13 protein-coding genes and 1 tRNA gene are annotated in these 13,741 nt (G+C 70.3%); 7 read left to right on the top strand and 7 right to left on the bottom strand.

What is annotated here, in order from left to right:
* Window positions 1-159 precede the first annotated feature (159 nt).
* On the top strand, window positions 160-1,899 hold the full coding sequence (locus OG975_RS23585; protein ID WP_406331333.1) for a GAF domain-containing sensor histidine kinase: 1,740 nt from the start codon (window positions 160-162) through the stop codon (window positions 1,897-1,899).
* A gap of 159 nt (window positions 1,900-2,058) precedes the next feature.
* Here OG975_RS23585 and OG975_RS23580 read toward each other — a convergent pair whose 3' ends face one another.
* The 7 genes from OG975_RS23580 to OG975_RS23550 form a co-directional block, all read right to left on the bottom strand.
* Window positions 2,059-2,949: a Cof-type HAD-IIB family hydrolase gene (locus OG975_RS23580; RefSeq protein WP_406331332.1), complete on the bottom strand. Its 891-nt coding sequence runs from the start codon at window positions 2,947-2,949 to the stop codon at window positions 2,059-2,061.
* 99 nt (window positions 2,950-3,048) lie between these two features.
* Window positions 3,049-3,951, bottom strand: coding sequence for an LLM class flavin-dependent oxidoreductase (locus OG975_RS23575; protein ID WP_406331331.1), 903 nt, complete (start codon window positions 3,949-3,951; stop codon window positions 3,049-3,051).
* Window positions 3,952-4,019: 68 nt separating this feature from the next.
* Window positions 4,020-4,568 (bottom strand): RNA 2'-phosphotransferase, encoded by a 549-nt coding sequence (locus OG975_RS23570; protein ID WP_406336427.1) that lies wholly within the window; start codon window positions 4,566-4,568, stop codon window positions 4,020-4,022.
* 134 nt (window positions 4,569-4,702) lie between these two features.
* Window positions 4,703-5,647, bottom strand: a complete 945-nt coding sequence (locus OG975_RS23565) for a MerR family transcriptional regulator (RefSeq protein ID WP_406331330.1) — start codon at window positions 5,645-5,647, stop codon at window positions 4,703-4,705.
* A gap of 22 nt (window positions 5,648-5,669) precedes the next feature.
* Window positions 5,670-6,593: a metal-dependent hydrolase gene (locus OG975_RS23560; protein ID WP_406331329.1), complete on the bottom strand. Its 924-nt coding sequence runs from the start codon at window positions 6,591-6,593 to the stop codon at window positions 5,670-5,672.
* A complete protein-coding gene (locus tag OG975_RS23555; RefSeq protein WP_406331328.1) occupies window positions 6,590-8,359 on the bottom strand; it encodes an SDR family oxidoreductase in 1,770 nt (589 codons plus the stop codon). The genes OG975_RS23560 and OG975_RS23555 overlap by 4 nt, the downstream gene beginning before the upstream one ends.
* Window positions 8,356-9,198 (bottom strand): M24 family metallopeptidase, encoded by an 843-nt coding sequence (locus OG975_RS23550; protein ID WP_406331327.1) that lies wholly within the window; start codon window positions 9,196-9,198, stop codon window positions 8,356-8,358. Before OG975_RS23550 ends, OG975_RS23555 begins: the two co-directional genes overlap by 4 nt.
* Before the next feature lie 257 nt (window positions 9,199-9,455).
* Between OG975_RS23550 and OG975_RS23545 the strand changes: the two genes are divergently transcribed.
* The 6 genes from OG975_RS23545 (at window position 9,456) to OG975_RS23520 (ending at window position 13,712) form a co-directional block, all read left to right on the top strand.
* Entirely contained in the window at window positions 9,456-10,454 is a 999-nt protein-coding gene (locus tag OG975_RS23545) for an ABC transporter ATP-binding protein (protein WP_406336425.1), read from the top strand.
* Window positions 10,444-11,361 carry an ABC transporter permease subunit gene (locus OG975_RS23540; protein ID WP_406331325.1) on the top strand — a complete coding sequence of 306 codons (918 nt, stop codon included), beginning with the start codon at window positions 10,444-10,446 and terminating at the stop codon, window positions 11,359-11,361. The genes OG975_RS23545 and OG975_RS23540 overlap by 11 nt, the downstream gene beginning before the upstream one ends.
* Window positions 11,358-12,269, top strand: coding sequence for an ABC transporter ATP-binding protein (locus OG975_RS23535; protein ID WP_406331324.1), 912 nt, complete (start codon window positions 11,358-11,360; stop codon window positions 12,267-12,269). Before OG975_RS23540 ends, OG975_RS23535 begins: the two co-directional genes overlap by 4 nt.
* 11 nt (window positions 12,270-12,280) lie before the next feature.
* Window positions 12,281-13,000, top strand: coding sequence for an ABC transporter permease subunit (locus OG975_RS23530; protein WP_327430023.1), 720 nt, complete (start codon window positions 12,281-12,283; stop codon window positions 12,998-13,000).
* A gap of 130 nt (window positions 13,001-13,130) precedes the next feature.
* Complete coding sequence (locus tag OG975_RS23525) at window positions 13,131-13,376, top strand: hypothetical protein (RefSeq protein WP_406331323.1); 246 nt, start codon at window positions 13,131-13,133, stop codon at window positions 13,374-13,376.
* A 249-nt stretch (window positions 13,377-13,625) separates the two neighbouring features.
* Window positions 13,626-13,712, top strand: a tRNA-Ser gene (locus OG975_RS23520).
* Window positions 13,713-13,741: the final 29 nt, after the last annotated feature.

The raw sequence follows: 13,741 nt of genomic DNA, 5'->3' as shown, positions 1-13,741 counted from the left end.
GCGGTCCGTGCGTCCGGCGTTCGCCGTTCGCCGTCCGGCCGACCCGGACCGGGCTCCCGCACCTCCGGTCCTGGCCTTATCGTCACGGCCTCATCCCGCCTTTCCCTCACGGTCCCATCTCGACTTTCCCTTACAAATAGGACTAACTACGCTCAAGCCATGTCAGTAGCTCCCGCCTCGCCCGACCCGGACGGCGGCCAGGACAGGGCAGCTCGGGCGCCCCGGGGCCTGCAAGGGCTGTCGGCCGAGCTGACCGCGCGCGTGCCGCAGCTGCTGGAGGCGATGCGGTCGGTCGGGTCGGGCCTTGAGCTGCACTCCACGCTGGACCGGATCTGCGAGACGGCGGCCCAGCTGGCGGACGCGCGGTACGCGGCCATCGGGGTCGTGGCGGAGGACGGGAACGGGCTCGCGGACTTCGTCTATTACGGGGTCGACGAGGAAACCGCCCAGCGGATCGGGCGGCTGCCCGACGGGCACAAGGGGCTGCTCGGGGCGCTCATCCACGACCCGGGGCCGGTGCGGCGCGCGAACCTGGCCGACGACCGGCGCTCCTGCGGGTTCCCTGAGCACCATCCGCCGATGCGGAGCTTCCTCGGGGTTCCGATCCGGGTGCAGGGGGAGATCTTCGGGAATCTGTATCTGGCCGAGAAGCGCGGCGGCGGCCCGTTCAACGACTACGACCTCAACATGGTCCGGGTGCTGGCCACGGAGGCGGGTATCGCCATCGGCAACGCCCGCCTGTACGAGGCCGCCCAGCAGCGCGAGCGCTGGATCGACGGCTCGGTTGCCGTCACGACGGCGCTGCTGTCGGGCGGCGACGCCGAGGACGCCCTCCAGGTCATCGCCGAGCAGGCCCGCCGGCTCTCCGGCTCCGCGTCCGGGCTCGTGCTGCTGCCCGCCGAAGAGGGCGGCCTGGAGATCGTCGCCGTCGCCCTGGAAGGCCCGTCGGAGACGCTCGGCATGGTCATCCCGCCGGAGAGCGAGTTCGTCGCCGAAATCCTCGACGGGGAGGCCGTGTTCGTCAAGGACGCGGCCACCGACCGGCGCATGCTCCCGGAACCCGCGCGCGCATACGGGCCGATGATGATGCTGCCGCTGCAGAGCGACGGCCGGGTGCTCGGAGCCCTCGTCACCCCGCGCACCCGCGACGGCCGCCCGTTCACCGAGACCGAACGCATCCTCGCCGCGCAGTTCGCCTCGCAGGCCGCACTCGCGCTGATGATGGCCGAGGCCCAGCGTGACCGGGAGCGGCTCGCGGTGTACGAGGACCGCGACCGGATCGCCCGTGACCTGCACGACCTCGTGATCCAGCGGCTGTTCGCCACCGGGATGATGCTGGAGAGTGCACAGCGGCGGTCGGTCGTGCCCGAGGTTCAGGAGGGCGTCGGCAAGGCGGTCGACGAACTCGACGTCACCATCCAGGAGATCCGCACCGCCATCTTCGCGCTCCAGCAAGGCCCCGCCGAAGAACCGTCCGGACTGCGCACCCGAGTGCTGCGCGAGATCAACATGGCCGCCGTACCCCTCGGCTTCAAGCCCGGCCACCGCTTCATCGGCCCCGTCGACACACTGGTGGGCGAACTCACCGGCAAGAACCTCATCGCCGCCCTGCGCGAGGCCCTCTCCAATGCCTTCCGGCACTCCGGGGCCTCCCGCATCGACGTCGTCGTCGACGCGACCGCGCACCTCGCGGACGGGCAGCAGGGCGTACGGCTCAGCGTCGCCGACGACGGGGTCGGCATCCCCGACGGGGGGCGGCGCAGCGGGCTGCGGAACCTCAAGCGGCGGGCCGAGTCGTTGGGCGGGGACAGTTGGTACGGGGCGGGGATCGGGGAGGGAGGGGGCGGTACGACAGTGGTCTGGCAAGCGCCGTACGCTCCGCGGGTTGGGCCGGTTTGAGGTGGGGCCCGGTTATGGCTGCGGGGCGGCGGCTTGTAGGTGACGTCTACTTCGAGCCGCGGGTTGTGGTTTGACTGCGGGTGAGTGGGGGCTTGTCGCGCAGTTCCCCGCGCCCCTTGCGGGGCGCTCAACTTACGGGGAGCTCAACCTACGGGGCGCTCAGTGCAGGCGTTCCGCGAGTATGCGCTCGATGACGACCGCCACGCCGTCCTCGTTGTTGGCGACTGTGCGTCCGGAGGCTGCGGCGATGACCTCGGGATGGGCGTTGCCCATGGCGTACGACTGGCCCGCCCAGCTGAGCATCTCGACGTCGTTCGGCATGTCACCGAAGGCGACGACTTCCTCGGGGGAGATACCGCGCTCGGCGCAGCAGAGCGCGAGAGTGCTGGCCTTGGAGACGTCGGGGCCGCTGATCTCCAGCAGGGCGCTGGGGCTGGAGCGGGTGACGTTGGCCCGGTCGCCGATGGCCAGGCGGGCGACGGTGAGGAAGGTGTCGGGGTCGAGCTCGTGATGGAAGGCGAGGATCTTGAGCACCGGTTCGCCGGCACCGGGGGCGTCCGCCGCCAGGAGCTTCTCGGCGGGCGCGAGGCTGTCGGGGGTCTCCATGTGCAGCTTGGGGTACGTGGGCTCCTGGTAGAAGCCGTACGTCTGCTCCACGGCGAACACGGCGCCCGGCGCGGCCTCGCGCACCAGCCGTACGGCGTCGAGCGCGTTCTCCCGCGCCAGCTCGCGGACCTTGACGAACCGGTGGGCGCCGGGGCCGCCGTGCAGGTCGACCACGGCGGCGCCGTTGCCGCAGATCGCCAGGCCGTGCCCGTGGACGTGATCGCTGACGACGTCCATCCAGCGAGCCGGGCGGCCGGTGACGAAGAAGACCTCGATGCCCGCCTGCTCGGCGGCGGCGAGGGCGGCGATCGTGCGCTCGGACACCGACTTGTCGTCGCGCAGCAGGGTGCCGTCGAGATCCGTGGCGATCAGCCGGGGCGGAACGGTGGAGGCCGGGGTCTCGGGCCGTCGAGTCGCTGAGGTCACCCGCCCATTCTCCCGCATATGCGCGCACGGCCGTGCGGCGGACCGCACATGTGAGTGGTTACCGTCCTCACCAGCACCGTTACGCCCCGTCCAGCCAAGGGCAGCCGGGGCGGGGTCTCAGGGCAGCTGCGCCAGGGCCTCCATGGCGATCCGCTCGAAGATCTTCACGTCGGCCGCGAAGTCCGAGTCGGGGATCGGCCAGTGGATCACGATGTCGGTGAAGCCCAGCTCCGCGTGCCTGCCCGCGAAGTCGACGAACGCGTCGAGGGACTCCAGCGGACGGCCACGGTCCGGGGTGAAGCCGGTGAGCAGGATCTTGTCGAGCTCGTCCACGTCCCGGCCGATCGCGGCGCAGGCGTCGGCCAGCTTGTCGACCTGCCCGCGAATGGCCTGAACCGACTGGTCGGGGGTGCCCGTTTCGTACAGCTTCGGGTCGCCGGTCGTCACCCACGCCTGCCCGTGCCGGGCGGCGAGCTTCAGCCCGCGAGGCCCGGTGGCGGCCACCGCGAAGGGCAGCCGGGGGCGCTGGACGCAGCCCGGGATGTTGCGCGCCTCGTGCGCCGAGTAGTAGTCACCGCCGTACGAGACGGAGTCCTCGGTCAGGAGCCGGTCGAGCAGCGGTACGAACTCGCCGAAGCGGTCGGCGCGCTCGCGCGGGGTCCAGGGGTCCTGGCCGAGCGCCGTGGCGTCGAAGCCGGTGCCGCCCGCGCCGATGCCCAGGGTGACCCGGCCGTTCGAGATGTCGTCGAGGGAGATCAGGTCCTTGGCGAGCGTCACCGGGTGCCGGAAGTTCGGCGAGGTCACGAGCGTGCCGAGGCGGAGCCGGTCGGTGACGGCGGCCGCGGCGGTCAGCGTCGGCACGGCCCCGAACCACGGGCCGTCGCGGAAGGTCCGCCACGACAGATGGTCGTACGTGAACGCGGTGTGGAAGCCGAGCTGCTCCGCACGCTGCCAGGCGGAACGCCCGCCCTCGTGCCAGCGGACGTACGGCAGGATCACAGTGCTCAGACGCAGACTCATACATCGAGCGTAAGCGGAACCGCCCAGTGGTCGCGGCCACCGCATGACCGCCCCCGCTGCCTGCCCGGTCAGTGCCCTGAGGGAAACCGCAGGTACCGCGGCGGTACGGCCTGGGTGAGCCAGACCCCGTTCGCGCTGACCCGGAAGACATGGCCGTCGCGGTGCATGGCGGCGGCGTCCACGGAGAGCACGACCGGCCGGCCGCGGCGGGCGCCGACGCGGGTGGCGGTCTCCCGGTCCGGCGAGAGGTGCACGTCGTGCCGGTTCATGGGCCGCAGGCCCTCGGCGCGGATCGCGTCCAGGCTGCGGGCCACGGTCCCGTGGTAGAGGTACGCGGGCGGAGTCGCCGGGGGCAGTCCGAGGTCGACCTCGACGGAGTGGCCCTGGCTGGCGCGGATCCGGGTCCCCTCGATCGCGAAGCGCCGCTTGTCGTTCGTGGCCACCACGTGATCGAGTTCCTCGCGCGTGATCCGGAAGCCGTGCGCGGCCGCCGCGGCCATCAGCGTCTCGATCTCCACCCAGCCGCCCTCGCCGAGCGTGAGCCCGATCCGCTCGGGCTGGTGCCGCAGATGCTTCGAGAGGTACTTCGACACCTTCACGGTGCGTCTTTCATCCATGCGTTCGTTCATCTCTCCAGCGTGCCTGGCGAGAGACGGATCACGCATTTGATTTTGATTCGGAGGTTTGGTCCACAGCCAAGTCCTGTTATCCACAGGGGAATTGACGAATCTGTGGACAACTCGCCAGCCATTTAGGATATTTCATCAACAGTGCCCAGATTTATGTGGTTTGAGGTGAGTCGGTCCAAGGTCCGTGCCTGCACCTCCCGTTCGGCAGCCGCAACGACGAAGGCCGCCACCTGCCCGGCACCAACCAGCCCCTCAACAGCCCGCATTGTGTCCGCGGGAATCTCCACGGAACGCGTCTCGTCCTTGAGCTCAGGGGGTTGCCCCGCACCGAGGTGCTGACGCAGGTGCCGGTTGGCGAACAGCCGCATCGCACGGGCCAGTTCGACGTCCACCGTCTGCTGCGCGAGCGGGCGCAGTCGTCGTACGAGCGAGGCGGCCTCGGCAGCGTCCGCGTCGGTCGGCTGACGCTCCCCCAGATAGCGCGCGAAGACATGCTCCGTCGTGAACTCCAGGAAACGGGAGGCAATGTGCTCGACCTGCCCCCTCAACTCCCGCAAATGGACCGAGATCGCGGACAGCGGAACTCCCGCAGCGGACAACTCGACTGCCACGGCCAGCTCTTGAGGGCTCGGAACGAGGAAGGAGTCCGTGTCCCCGGGAACCGGCTCCAGTACACCGAGTTCGACGGCGTCGGCGACCGCCGCGTCGTCCGGGCTGCCGCCGAACCGCTCGTCGAGCTCGTCCCGCGAGATGCGTACGGCCTCCTCGTCGGTCCACGGCCCGTCGACCTCCGCGACCAGACCGAGGATCCCGCCGAGACCCCGGCCCGTGTCCCAGGCCTCCAGGAGCTCCTTGATGGAGGCCAGCGTGTAGCCGCGGTCCAGGAGGCCGGCGATCTGCCGCAGCCGGGCCAGATGCGCGTCCGCGTACACATTGGCGCGGCCGCGCCGCTCGGGGCGGGGGAGCAGCCCGCGGTCCTGATAGGCGCGGATCGTCCGGACCGTGGCACCGCTGTGGTGCGCCAGGTCCTCGATCCGGTACGCGACACCGGCCGACTCGTCGCTCACGCTTCCCGCCCTCCCGGCCTCGCTACGCGATGGCCGCGCGTCCGATCGCCCCCGCAGCCGACCGTGCCGCCGGTGACTGCGCCAGATACTCGACGGCCCTGCGCAGTGAGCCCTCCTGGGACGGATGGTACGACCGCCGCAGGTAGCGGGGTATGGCCGTGCCGAGCTCCTTCCAGGTGGGCAGCAGACCCTTGCGTACGGCCCTGTTGTGGGAGGCGAGCGAGTAGCGCAGGCGGCCGGCGAGCTGGGGATCGTGGCGTATGAGGTAGGCGGCACCCCATGCCCACAGGTACAGCATCATCGGCGCGGTGACCGCCATGCCCGCGATCCTGCGCGCGTAGCGGGGCAGGCCCTCGCCGCCGCAGTGCTGGTACATGTCGAAGGCGACCGCGCGGTGCTCGACCTCCTCCGCGCCGTGCCAGCGCAGCAGGTCGAGCATGACCTCGTCGGCGTCCGCGAGGTCCAGGCCCTCGGCCGCCAGCACCCAGTCACCCAGCACCGCGGTGAACTGCTCGATCGCCGCGATCACCGACAGCCGGAAGCGCAGCCACTCCCCGGCCGGTACCGGCGCCCCCAGGGGCGGCTTCTCGCCCAGCAGCTTCTCGAAGAGGAAGTCGACGTACTTCGTGAAGTCCGCGGTGTCCAGGCGCTGCGCCGCGAGGTGGTCGAGGACATACGCGTGCTGCACGCTGTGCGTCGCCTCCTGACCCATGAAACCCTTGACGTCCTTGAGGAGTTCGGGGTCGTCGACCAGCGGCAGCCCCGCCTTGAAGACCTTCACGAACCACCGCTCCCCCGCGGGCAGCAGCAGATGCAGCACGTTGATGACGTGGGTGGCGGTGGGCTCGTCCGGGATCCAGTGCAGCGGCGTCCGCTGCCAGTCGAAGGAGACCCGGCGCGGGGCGATCGCATGGTGGTCGTCGCTCAGGGAGCCGAGTTCGCTCACAGCGGTGGCTCCAGCCGTGCGATCGTGCGCAGTGCCCTCGGTGTGAAGCGGGACATGAGGTGGGCGCCGCGCGCCTCCGGGGTGACCGGGACGACCGCCTGATTGCGGACCACCGCGCGCAGGATCGCGTCGGCCACCTTCTCCGGCGGGTAGTTGCGCAGCCCGTACAGCCGCGCCGACTTCTTCTGGCGCCGCTTCTCCTCCAGCGCGTCGACCCCGGCGAAGCGCGCGGTCGAGGTGATGTTCGTGTTGACGAAGCCGGGGCAGATCGCCGAGACGCCGATGCCCTGCCCCGCCAGCTCCGCGCGCAGGCACTCGCTGAGCATCAGGACGGCCGCCTTGGAGGTGCTGTAGGCGGGCAGTGCCTTCGACGGCTGGTACGCCGCCGCCGACGCGGTGTTGACGATGTGGCCGCCCTGCCCGCGCTCGGCCATCTGCTTCCCGAAGAGCCGGCATCCGTGGATCACGCCCCACAGATTGACGTCGAGGACCTTCCTCCAGTCCTCCGGGGTCGTGTCGAAGAAGGATCCGGAGAGCCCGATCCCGGCGTTGTTCACCAGCACGTCCACCACGCCGTACTCGGCGGCGACCTTCTCGGCGAGCTTCTCCATGGCCTGCTCGTCGGAGACGTCGACCGTCTCCGCCCAGGCATCGGGGGAGCCGATCAGCCGGGACATCTCCGCCGTGCGGGCCGCGCTCTCGGCGTCCCGGTCGACGGCCACCACGCGCGCGCCGGCCTCGGCGAACGCGAAGGCGGTGGCCCGCCCGATACCGCTGCCCGCGCCCGTGACCAGCACGAGCTGCCCGCCGAACCGGTCCGCGTACTTGCCGGTGGCCATGGTGTCGTGCGCGGGCACGCCGGTCCCCCGGCCTTCGTTCGCCGTCACGAACTCCGTGATCCAGGCCGCCAGCTGGTCCGGGCGCGTGCGCGGCACCCAGTGCTTGGCCGGGAGCGTACGGCGCACCAGCCGCGGGGCCCACGTCTCCAGCTCGTCGTAGAGCCGCTCGGAGAGGAACGCGTCCCCCAGGGGCGTGATGAGCTGCACGGGCGCGTGCGCGTAGGCGTCCGTGCGCGGCCTGCTCAGCCGGGCCCGTACGTTGTCGCGGTACAGCCACGCGCCGTGCGCCGCGTCCGAGGGCAGCGACGGGGTCGGGTAGTCGCCCGCGGGGACCTTCTCGACCCGCTGGAGGATCTTCGGCCACTGCTTGCCGAGCGGGCCGCGCCAGGCCAGCTCGGGCAGGACGGGCGTGTGCAGCAGGTACACGTACCAGGACTTGGCGCCCTGGCCGAGGAGTTGGCCGACCTTGCGCGGGGTGGGCCGCTTCACGCGCTGCTTGATCCAGTGCCCGAAATGGTCCAGGGACGGCCCGGACATCGACGTGAAGGACGCGATCCGGCCCTCGGTGCGCGGGACCGTGACGAACTCCCACGACTGCACCGAACCCCAGTCGTGCCCCACCAGATGTACGGGTCTGTCGGGGCTGACCGCGTCCACGACCGCCAGGAAGTCGTCCGTCAGCTTCTCCAGCGTGAACCCGCCGCGCAGCGGCTGCGGCGCCGTGGACCTGCCGTGGCCCCGTACGTCGTAGAGCACCACATGAAAGCGTTCGGCGAGGCGGGTCGCGACCTCGGACCACACCTCCTTGGAGTCCGGATAGCCGTGCACGAGCACCACCGTGGGCTGTGACGGGTCGCCCAACTCGGCGACGCACAGCTCGACTCCGCCCGTCCGCACCCAGCGCTCACGCGCGCCTTCGAGACTCACTTGTCCTCCGCCCAGCGCCGCACGTGCGGCAGATCGTCGTCCAGCCAGAACGCGCTCTGCTCGGGGTCCTTGGAGTCGGTGACGACCAGGATCTCCTCGAACTTCGCGCCGGTGCCCCGGAATCCGAGGTGCGGTTCGACCGCCCACAGCCCCGGACGGGGCGGATGGTCGGAGAACCGGTACGGCGACCACAACGGCGACCAGCCGTCGCGGTGCCCGTGGATCGCGTCGCTCGCGAGCCCCTTCAGGGACTGGGTGCCGAACCCGAACAGCCGTGGCGACCAGGGGCGTTCCTTCACCCGGTCCACCTTGTGCGCGATCACGCCGAAGGGATACGCGCGGTGCCGGTTCGCATAGCCCTGGCGGACCATGAGCCGGTCCACGTCCTCGTAGATCTCGCGCAGCGGGCGCCGCTCGCGTACCTCGCGCAGGATCAGCTCGCGGTGCGCCTCAAGGTCGGCGAGCAGCTTGTCCTGCACGGGGTTCAGCCCGAGCGAGCCCGAGTAGCCGATGTCCGCCGTGTATCCCTTGTGGACCGGGGCCATGTCGAGGATGAACGGCATCCCCGGCTCCAGACGGCGGTTGGTGGGGAAGAACTGCAGCGGGATCCGGAAGTTCACGAACGCCGTACGGTCCCCGAACCAGGCGAAGGGCAGGTGGAACCAGTCCCGCACCCCGCGCTCGCGCAGCCAGTCGCGCTGCATGCGCGCCGCCTCGCGCTCGGTCACACCCGGCTTGAGCTGCGCCGCGACCGCTTCCGCGCACTCGTACGCGAGGCGCTGCACTTCCCTGAACCCCCGCAGTTCCGCGGAGAGTTCGCCTGCCACTGCCGTCGTCATGCCACCGCCCCACCCATGTCCACGCTGACCGCGGTACGTGCCCGTAACTTGACACTGGCGAATGTGACAGTTGTTAGAGGCTGCGTCAATAGAGCTGCGCGACGCCTGTGGACAACCGCCGCGATGTGGATAAACCAGCGCCGGTTGTTCGACCTCAGGGGGACCCCTACGGGCCCGTACGACTGGAGTCTGACGCGGATCCAGCTCCATGGGCTGACGACCGCTGTGGCGTGCGCCACTACCTTCGAAACGTGACTGTGATCGCGACCGAAAGCCTGAGCAAGCGGTTCCCCAGGGTGACCGCTCTTGACCGGCTCTCCGTGGACGTCGGGCCCGGTGTGACCGGACTCGTCGGAGCCAACGGGGCCGGCAAGTCCACACTGATCAAGATCCTGCTGGGTCTGTCCCCCGCCACCGAGGGCCGCGCACACGTGCTCGGCCTCGACGTCGCCACCGAAGGCGGCGCCATCCGCGAGCGGGTCGGGTACATGCCCGAGCACGACTGCCTGCCGCCCGACGTCTCGGCCACCGAGTTCGTCGTCCACATGGCGCGCATGTCCGGGCTCCCGCCGGCCGCGGCCCGCGAGCGCACCGCGGACACGCTGCGCCACGTCGGCCTGTACGAGGAGCGCTACCGCCCCATCGGCGGCTACTCGACGGGCATGAAGCAGCGCGTGAAGCTCGCGCAGGCCCTCGTCCACGACCCCCAGCTGGTCTTCCTCGACGAGCCGACCAACGGCCTCGACCCGGTCGGCCGCGACGAAATGCTCGGACTGATCCGCCGCATCCACACCGACTTCGGCATCTCGGTCCTGGTCACCTCGCATCTGCTGGGCGAGCTGGAGCGAACCTGCGACCACGTCGTCGTCGTCGACGGCGGCAAGCTGCTGCGCTCCAGCTCCACCACGGACTTCACCCAGACCACGACGACCCTCGCCATCGAGGTCACCGACACCGACGAGCACCCGGACGGCACCGGCACGGTGCGCGACGTGCTCCACGCGCGCGGCATCGAGACCCACGACGGCAGCGGCCTGCCCGGCGCCGGACACATCCTGCTGCTCACCGCCGAGGGCGAGGAGACGTACGACCTCGTCCGCGACATCGTCGCCGACCTCGGCCTCGGCCTGGTCCGGATGGAACAGCGCAGGCACCACATCGCGGAGGTCTTCAAGGACAGCGACGAGCAGAAGACCGGTGGCGAACAGACGACCGGCGACGAGCAGCGGAAAGAGGCGGTCGGCCATGGCGGTTGAGCAGCCCCAGGTGATGGCCCCGGCCCAGCCCGGTGAGCAGACCCGTATCCACAACATCGGCTACCGCAACTACGACGGCCCGCGCCTGGGCCGCGCCTACGCCCGCCGCTCGCTGTACTCGCAGTCCCTGCGCGGCGCCTACGGTCTCGGCCGCTCGGTCAAGTCCAAAGTGCTGCCGATGCTGCTCTTCGTGGTGATCTGCGTCCCCGCACTCATCATGGTGGCCGTCGCGGTCGCCACGAAGGCGAAGGACCTGCCCGTCGACTACACGCGCTACGCGGTGATCATGCAGGCCGTCATCGGCCTGTACGTCGCCTCCCAGGGACCCCAGTCCGTCTCGCGCGACCTCCGCTTCAAGACCGTACCGCTGTACTTCTCGCGCCCCATCGAGACCGCCGACTACGTAAGGGCCAAGTACGCGGCCCTGGCCTCGGCGCTGTTCATCCTCACCGCCGCACCGCTGATCGTGCTCTACGTAGGGGCCCTTCTGGCAAAGCTCGACTTCGCCGACCAGACGAAGGGCTTCGGACAGGGGCTGGTCTCCGTGACGCTGCTGTCGCTGCTGTTCGCCGGGATCGGCCTGGTCATCTCGGCCATCACCCCGCGCCGCGGCTTCGGCATCGCGGCCGTCATCGCCGCCCTGACCATCTCCTACGGAGCGGTGTCCACCGTCCAGGCCATCGCCTTCGACCAGTCCAGCACCGGAGCCGTCCCGTGGCTCGGCCTCTTCTCGCCGATCACGCTCATCGACGGAGTGCAGACGGCCTTCCTCGGCGCCACCTCCGCCTTCCCCGGAGGGGAAGGCCCCTCGTCCGGACAGGGCGTCGTCTACCTCATCGTCGTCCTGGGTCTCATCGCGGGCTGCTACGGCCTCCTGATGCGCCGCTACCGAAAGGCCGGGCTGTGACCACGCTCAACATCGACCACGTCTCGCGCTGGTTCGGCAACGTGGTGGCGGTCAACGACATCACGATGACGATCAGCCCCGGAGTCACCGGCCTGCTCGGCCCGAACGGCGCCGGGAAGTCCACCCTCATCAACATGATGGGCGGCTTCCTCGCCCCCTCCACGGGCACCGTCACCCTCGACGGCCAGCCGACCTGGCGCAACGAACAGATCTACAAGCACATCGGCATCGTCCCCGAGCGCGAGGCGATGTACGACTTCCTCACCGGCCGCGAATTCGTCGTCGCCAACGCCGAGTTGCACGGCCTCGGCGCGAAGGCCGCCCAAAGGGCCCTCGCCACGGTCGAGATGGAGTACGCGCAGGACCGCAAGATCTCCACGTACTCCAAGGGCATGCGGCAGCGCGTGAAGATGGCGTCCGCGCTCGTCCACGACCCGTCGCTGCTGCTGCTCGACGAGCCCTTCAACGGCATGGACCCGCGCCAGCGCATGCAGCTCATGGACCTGCTGCGCCGCATGGGCGACGAGGGCCGCACGGTGCTGTTCTCGTCCCACATCCTCGAAGAGGTCGAGCAACTCGCCGCGCACATCGAGGTGATCGTCGCCGGACGGCACGCGGCGAGCGGCGACTTCAGGCGCATCCGCCGCCTGATGACCGACCGCCCGCACCGCTACCTCGTCCGCTCCAGCGACGACCGGGCCCTGGCCGCCGCGCTGATCGCCGACCCGTCGACGTCCGGCATCGAAGTGGACCTGGCCGAGGGCGCGTTGCGCATCCAGGCGGTCGACTTCGGCCGGTTCACCGCGCTGCTGCCGCGCGTCGCGCGCGAGCACGGCATCCGGCTGCTCACGGTCTCGCCGTCCGACGAGTCGCTCGAATCCGTCTTCTCGTATCTCGTCGCGGCGTAGGAGGCCAAGAGATGTACGACCCCACAGTCGCCCGGCTCACCTATCGGGGCCTGCTCGGCCGCCGCCGGGCCCTCATCCTCTGCGCGCTGCCCGTCCTGCTCATCGTGATCTCCGCGGCCGTACGCGGCTTCGCCGGAGCCGACGACCAGGTCGCCTCGGACGTGCTCGGCGGGTTCGCGCTCGCCACGATGGTGCCCATCATCGGCGTCATCGCCGGTACGGGCGCGATCGGACCCGAGATCGACGACGGCTCGGTGGTGTATCTGCTCGCCAAGCCCCTCAAGCGGCCGACGATCATCTTCACCAAGCTGATCGTCGCGATCGCCGTCACCATGGCGTTCTCCGCGCTGCCGACGTTCATCGCGGGCATGATCCTGAACGGCAACGGCCAGCAGATCGCCGTCGCCTACACCGTGGCCGCACTGGTCGCCTCGATCGCGTACGCCGCCCTGTTCCTGCTCCTGGGAACCGTGACCCGGCACGCGGTGGTCTTCGGACTCGTCTACGCCCTCGTCTGGGAGGCGCTCTTCGGGTCGCTGGTGTCCGGCGCGCGCACGCTCAGCGTCCAGCAGTGGGCGCTCGCGGTCGGCCACAAGGTCACCGGCGGGGAGCTCGTCACCTCGGACGTGGGTCTGCCGACCGCCACGGTGCTGCTGATCGCGGTCACCGTGCTCGCCACCTGGTACGCCGGGCAGCGCCTACGGTCACTGACGCTGGCCGGCGAGGAGTGAGCCGGGGCTCCACGCGCGCGTGCCGGTTGTCGCCACCCACGCGCGCGTAGAGCCCCCTTTTTCTTGACAGCGGCTTCACCTCTGACTGGGCACACTGGGCCAAGGGGATGCACGGCTAGGAGGAACGGGGATGGCAGAACCGAAGGGCGAGGAACAGCGGGAGACCGGGGACATGAACGGGGACGTCTGGGACGACCTCGTCCTGGACGAGAACTTCATACGCTCCGCGGAGACGGCCGAGCCGTCCGCCCGCGCCCGTATGCTCGCCGCCCGCTGGCGCGACGGGGGACCCGATCCGCAGCCCTGGCGCTCCGACGAGCCGCCCGCGGGATGGTTCTTCAGCAAGGGGCGCCGGCGCAGGTGGCGCCGCCGCTGACCTCGGTTTTATTCAGTGGCGCCCAAGTCGGCGTACGGGCACAGTAGTTCTGTCCCCGCCGCCGCATCGAGTCGGCGCCACGTTCTGGGAGAGGAGCGCGACGATGTTCATCAGGAGCAGTTCGTCGAGCTCCCGACAGGGCAGCCCGCGGCAGGTTCCGGAGTAGTTACCCTCCGTCGAACCCGCTCCGCACGGGGGGCTGTCCGGGGCGGCCGCTTCGAGCGCGCATCTCGCGCGGGCCGCCCACCCGGAGGATTGGCCGAGAGGTAAGGCACCGGCTTGCTAAGCCGTGGTCGGGGGTAAAACCCCGCGCGCGTTCGATCCGCGCATCCTCCTCAAGACACGCACGACAAGACACGCACGTC

This window comes from Streptomyces sp. NBC_00203, assembly GCF_045206325.1.
Lineage (GTDB): Bacteria > Actinomycetota > Actinomycetes > Streptomycetales > Streptomycetaceae > Streptomyces > Streptomyces lutosisoli.
Note: the sequence above shows the minus strand (reverse complement) of the source record. Positions and strands in the feature narration are given on the sequence as shown.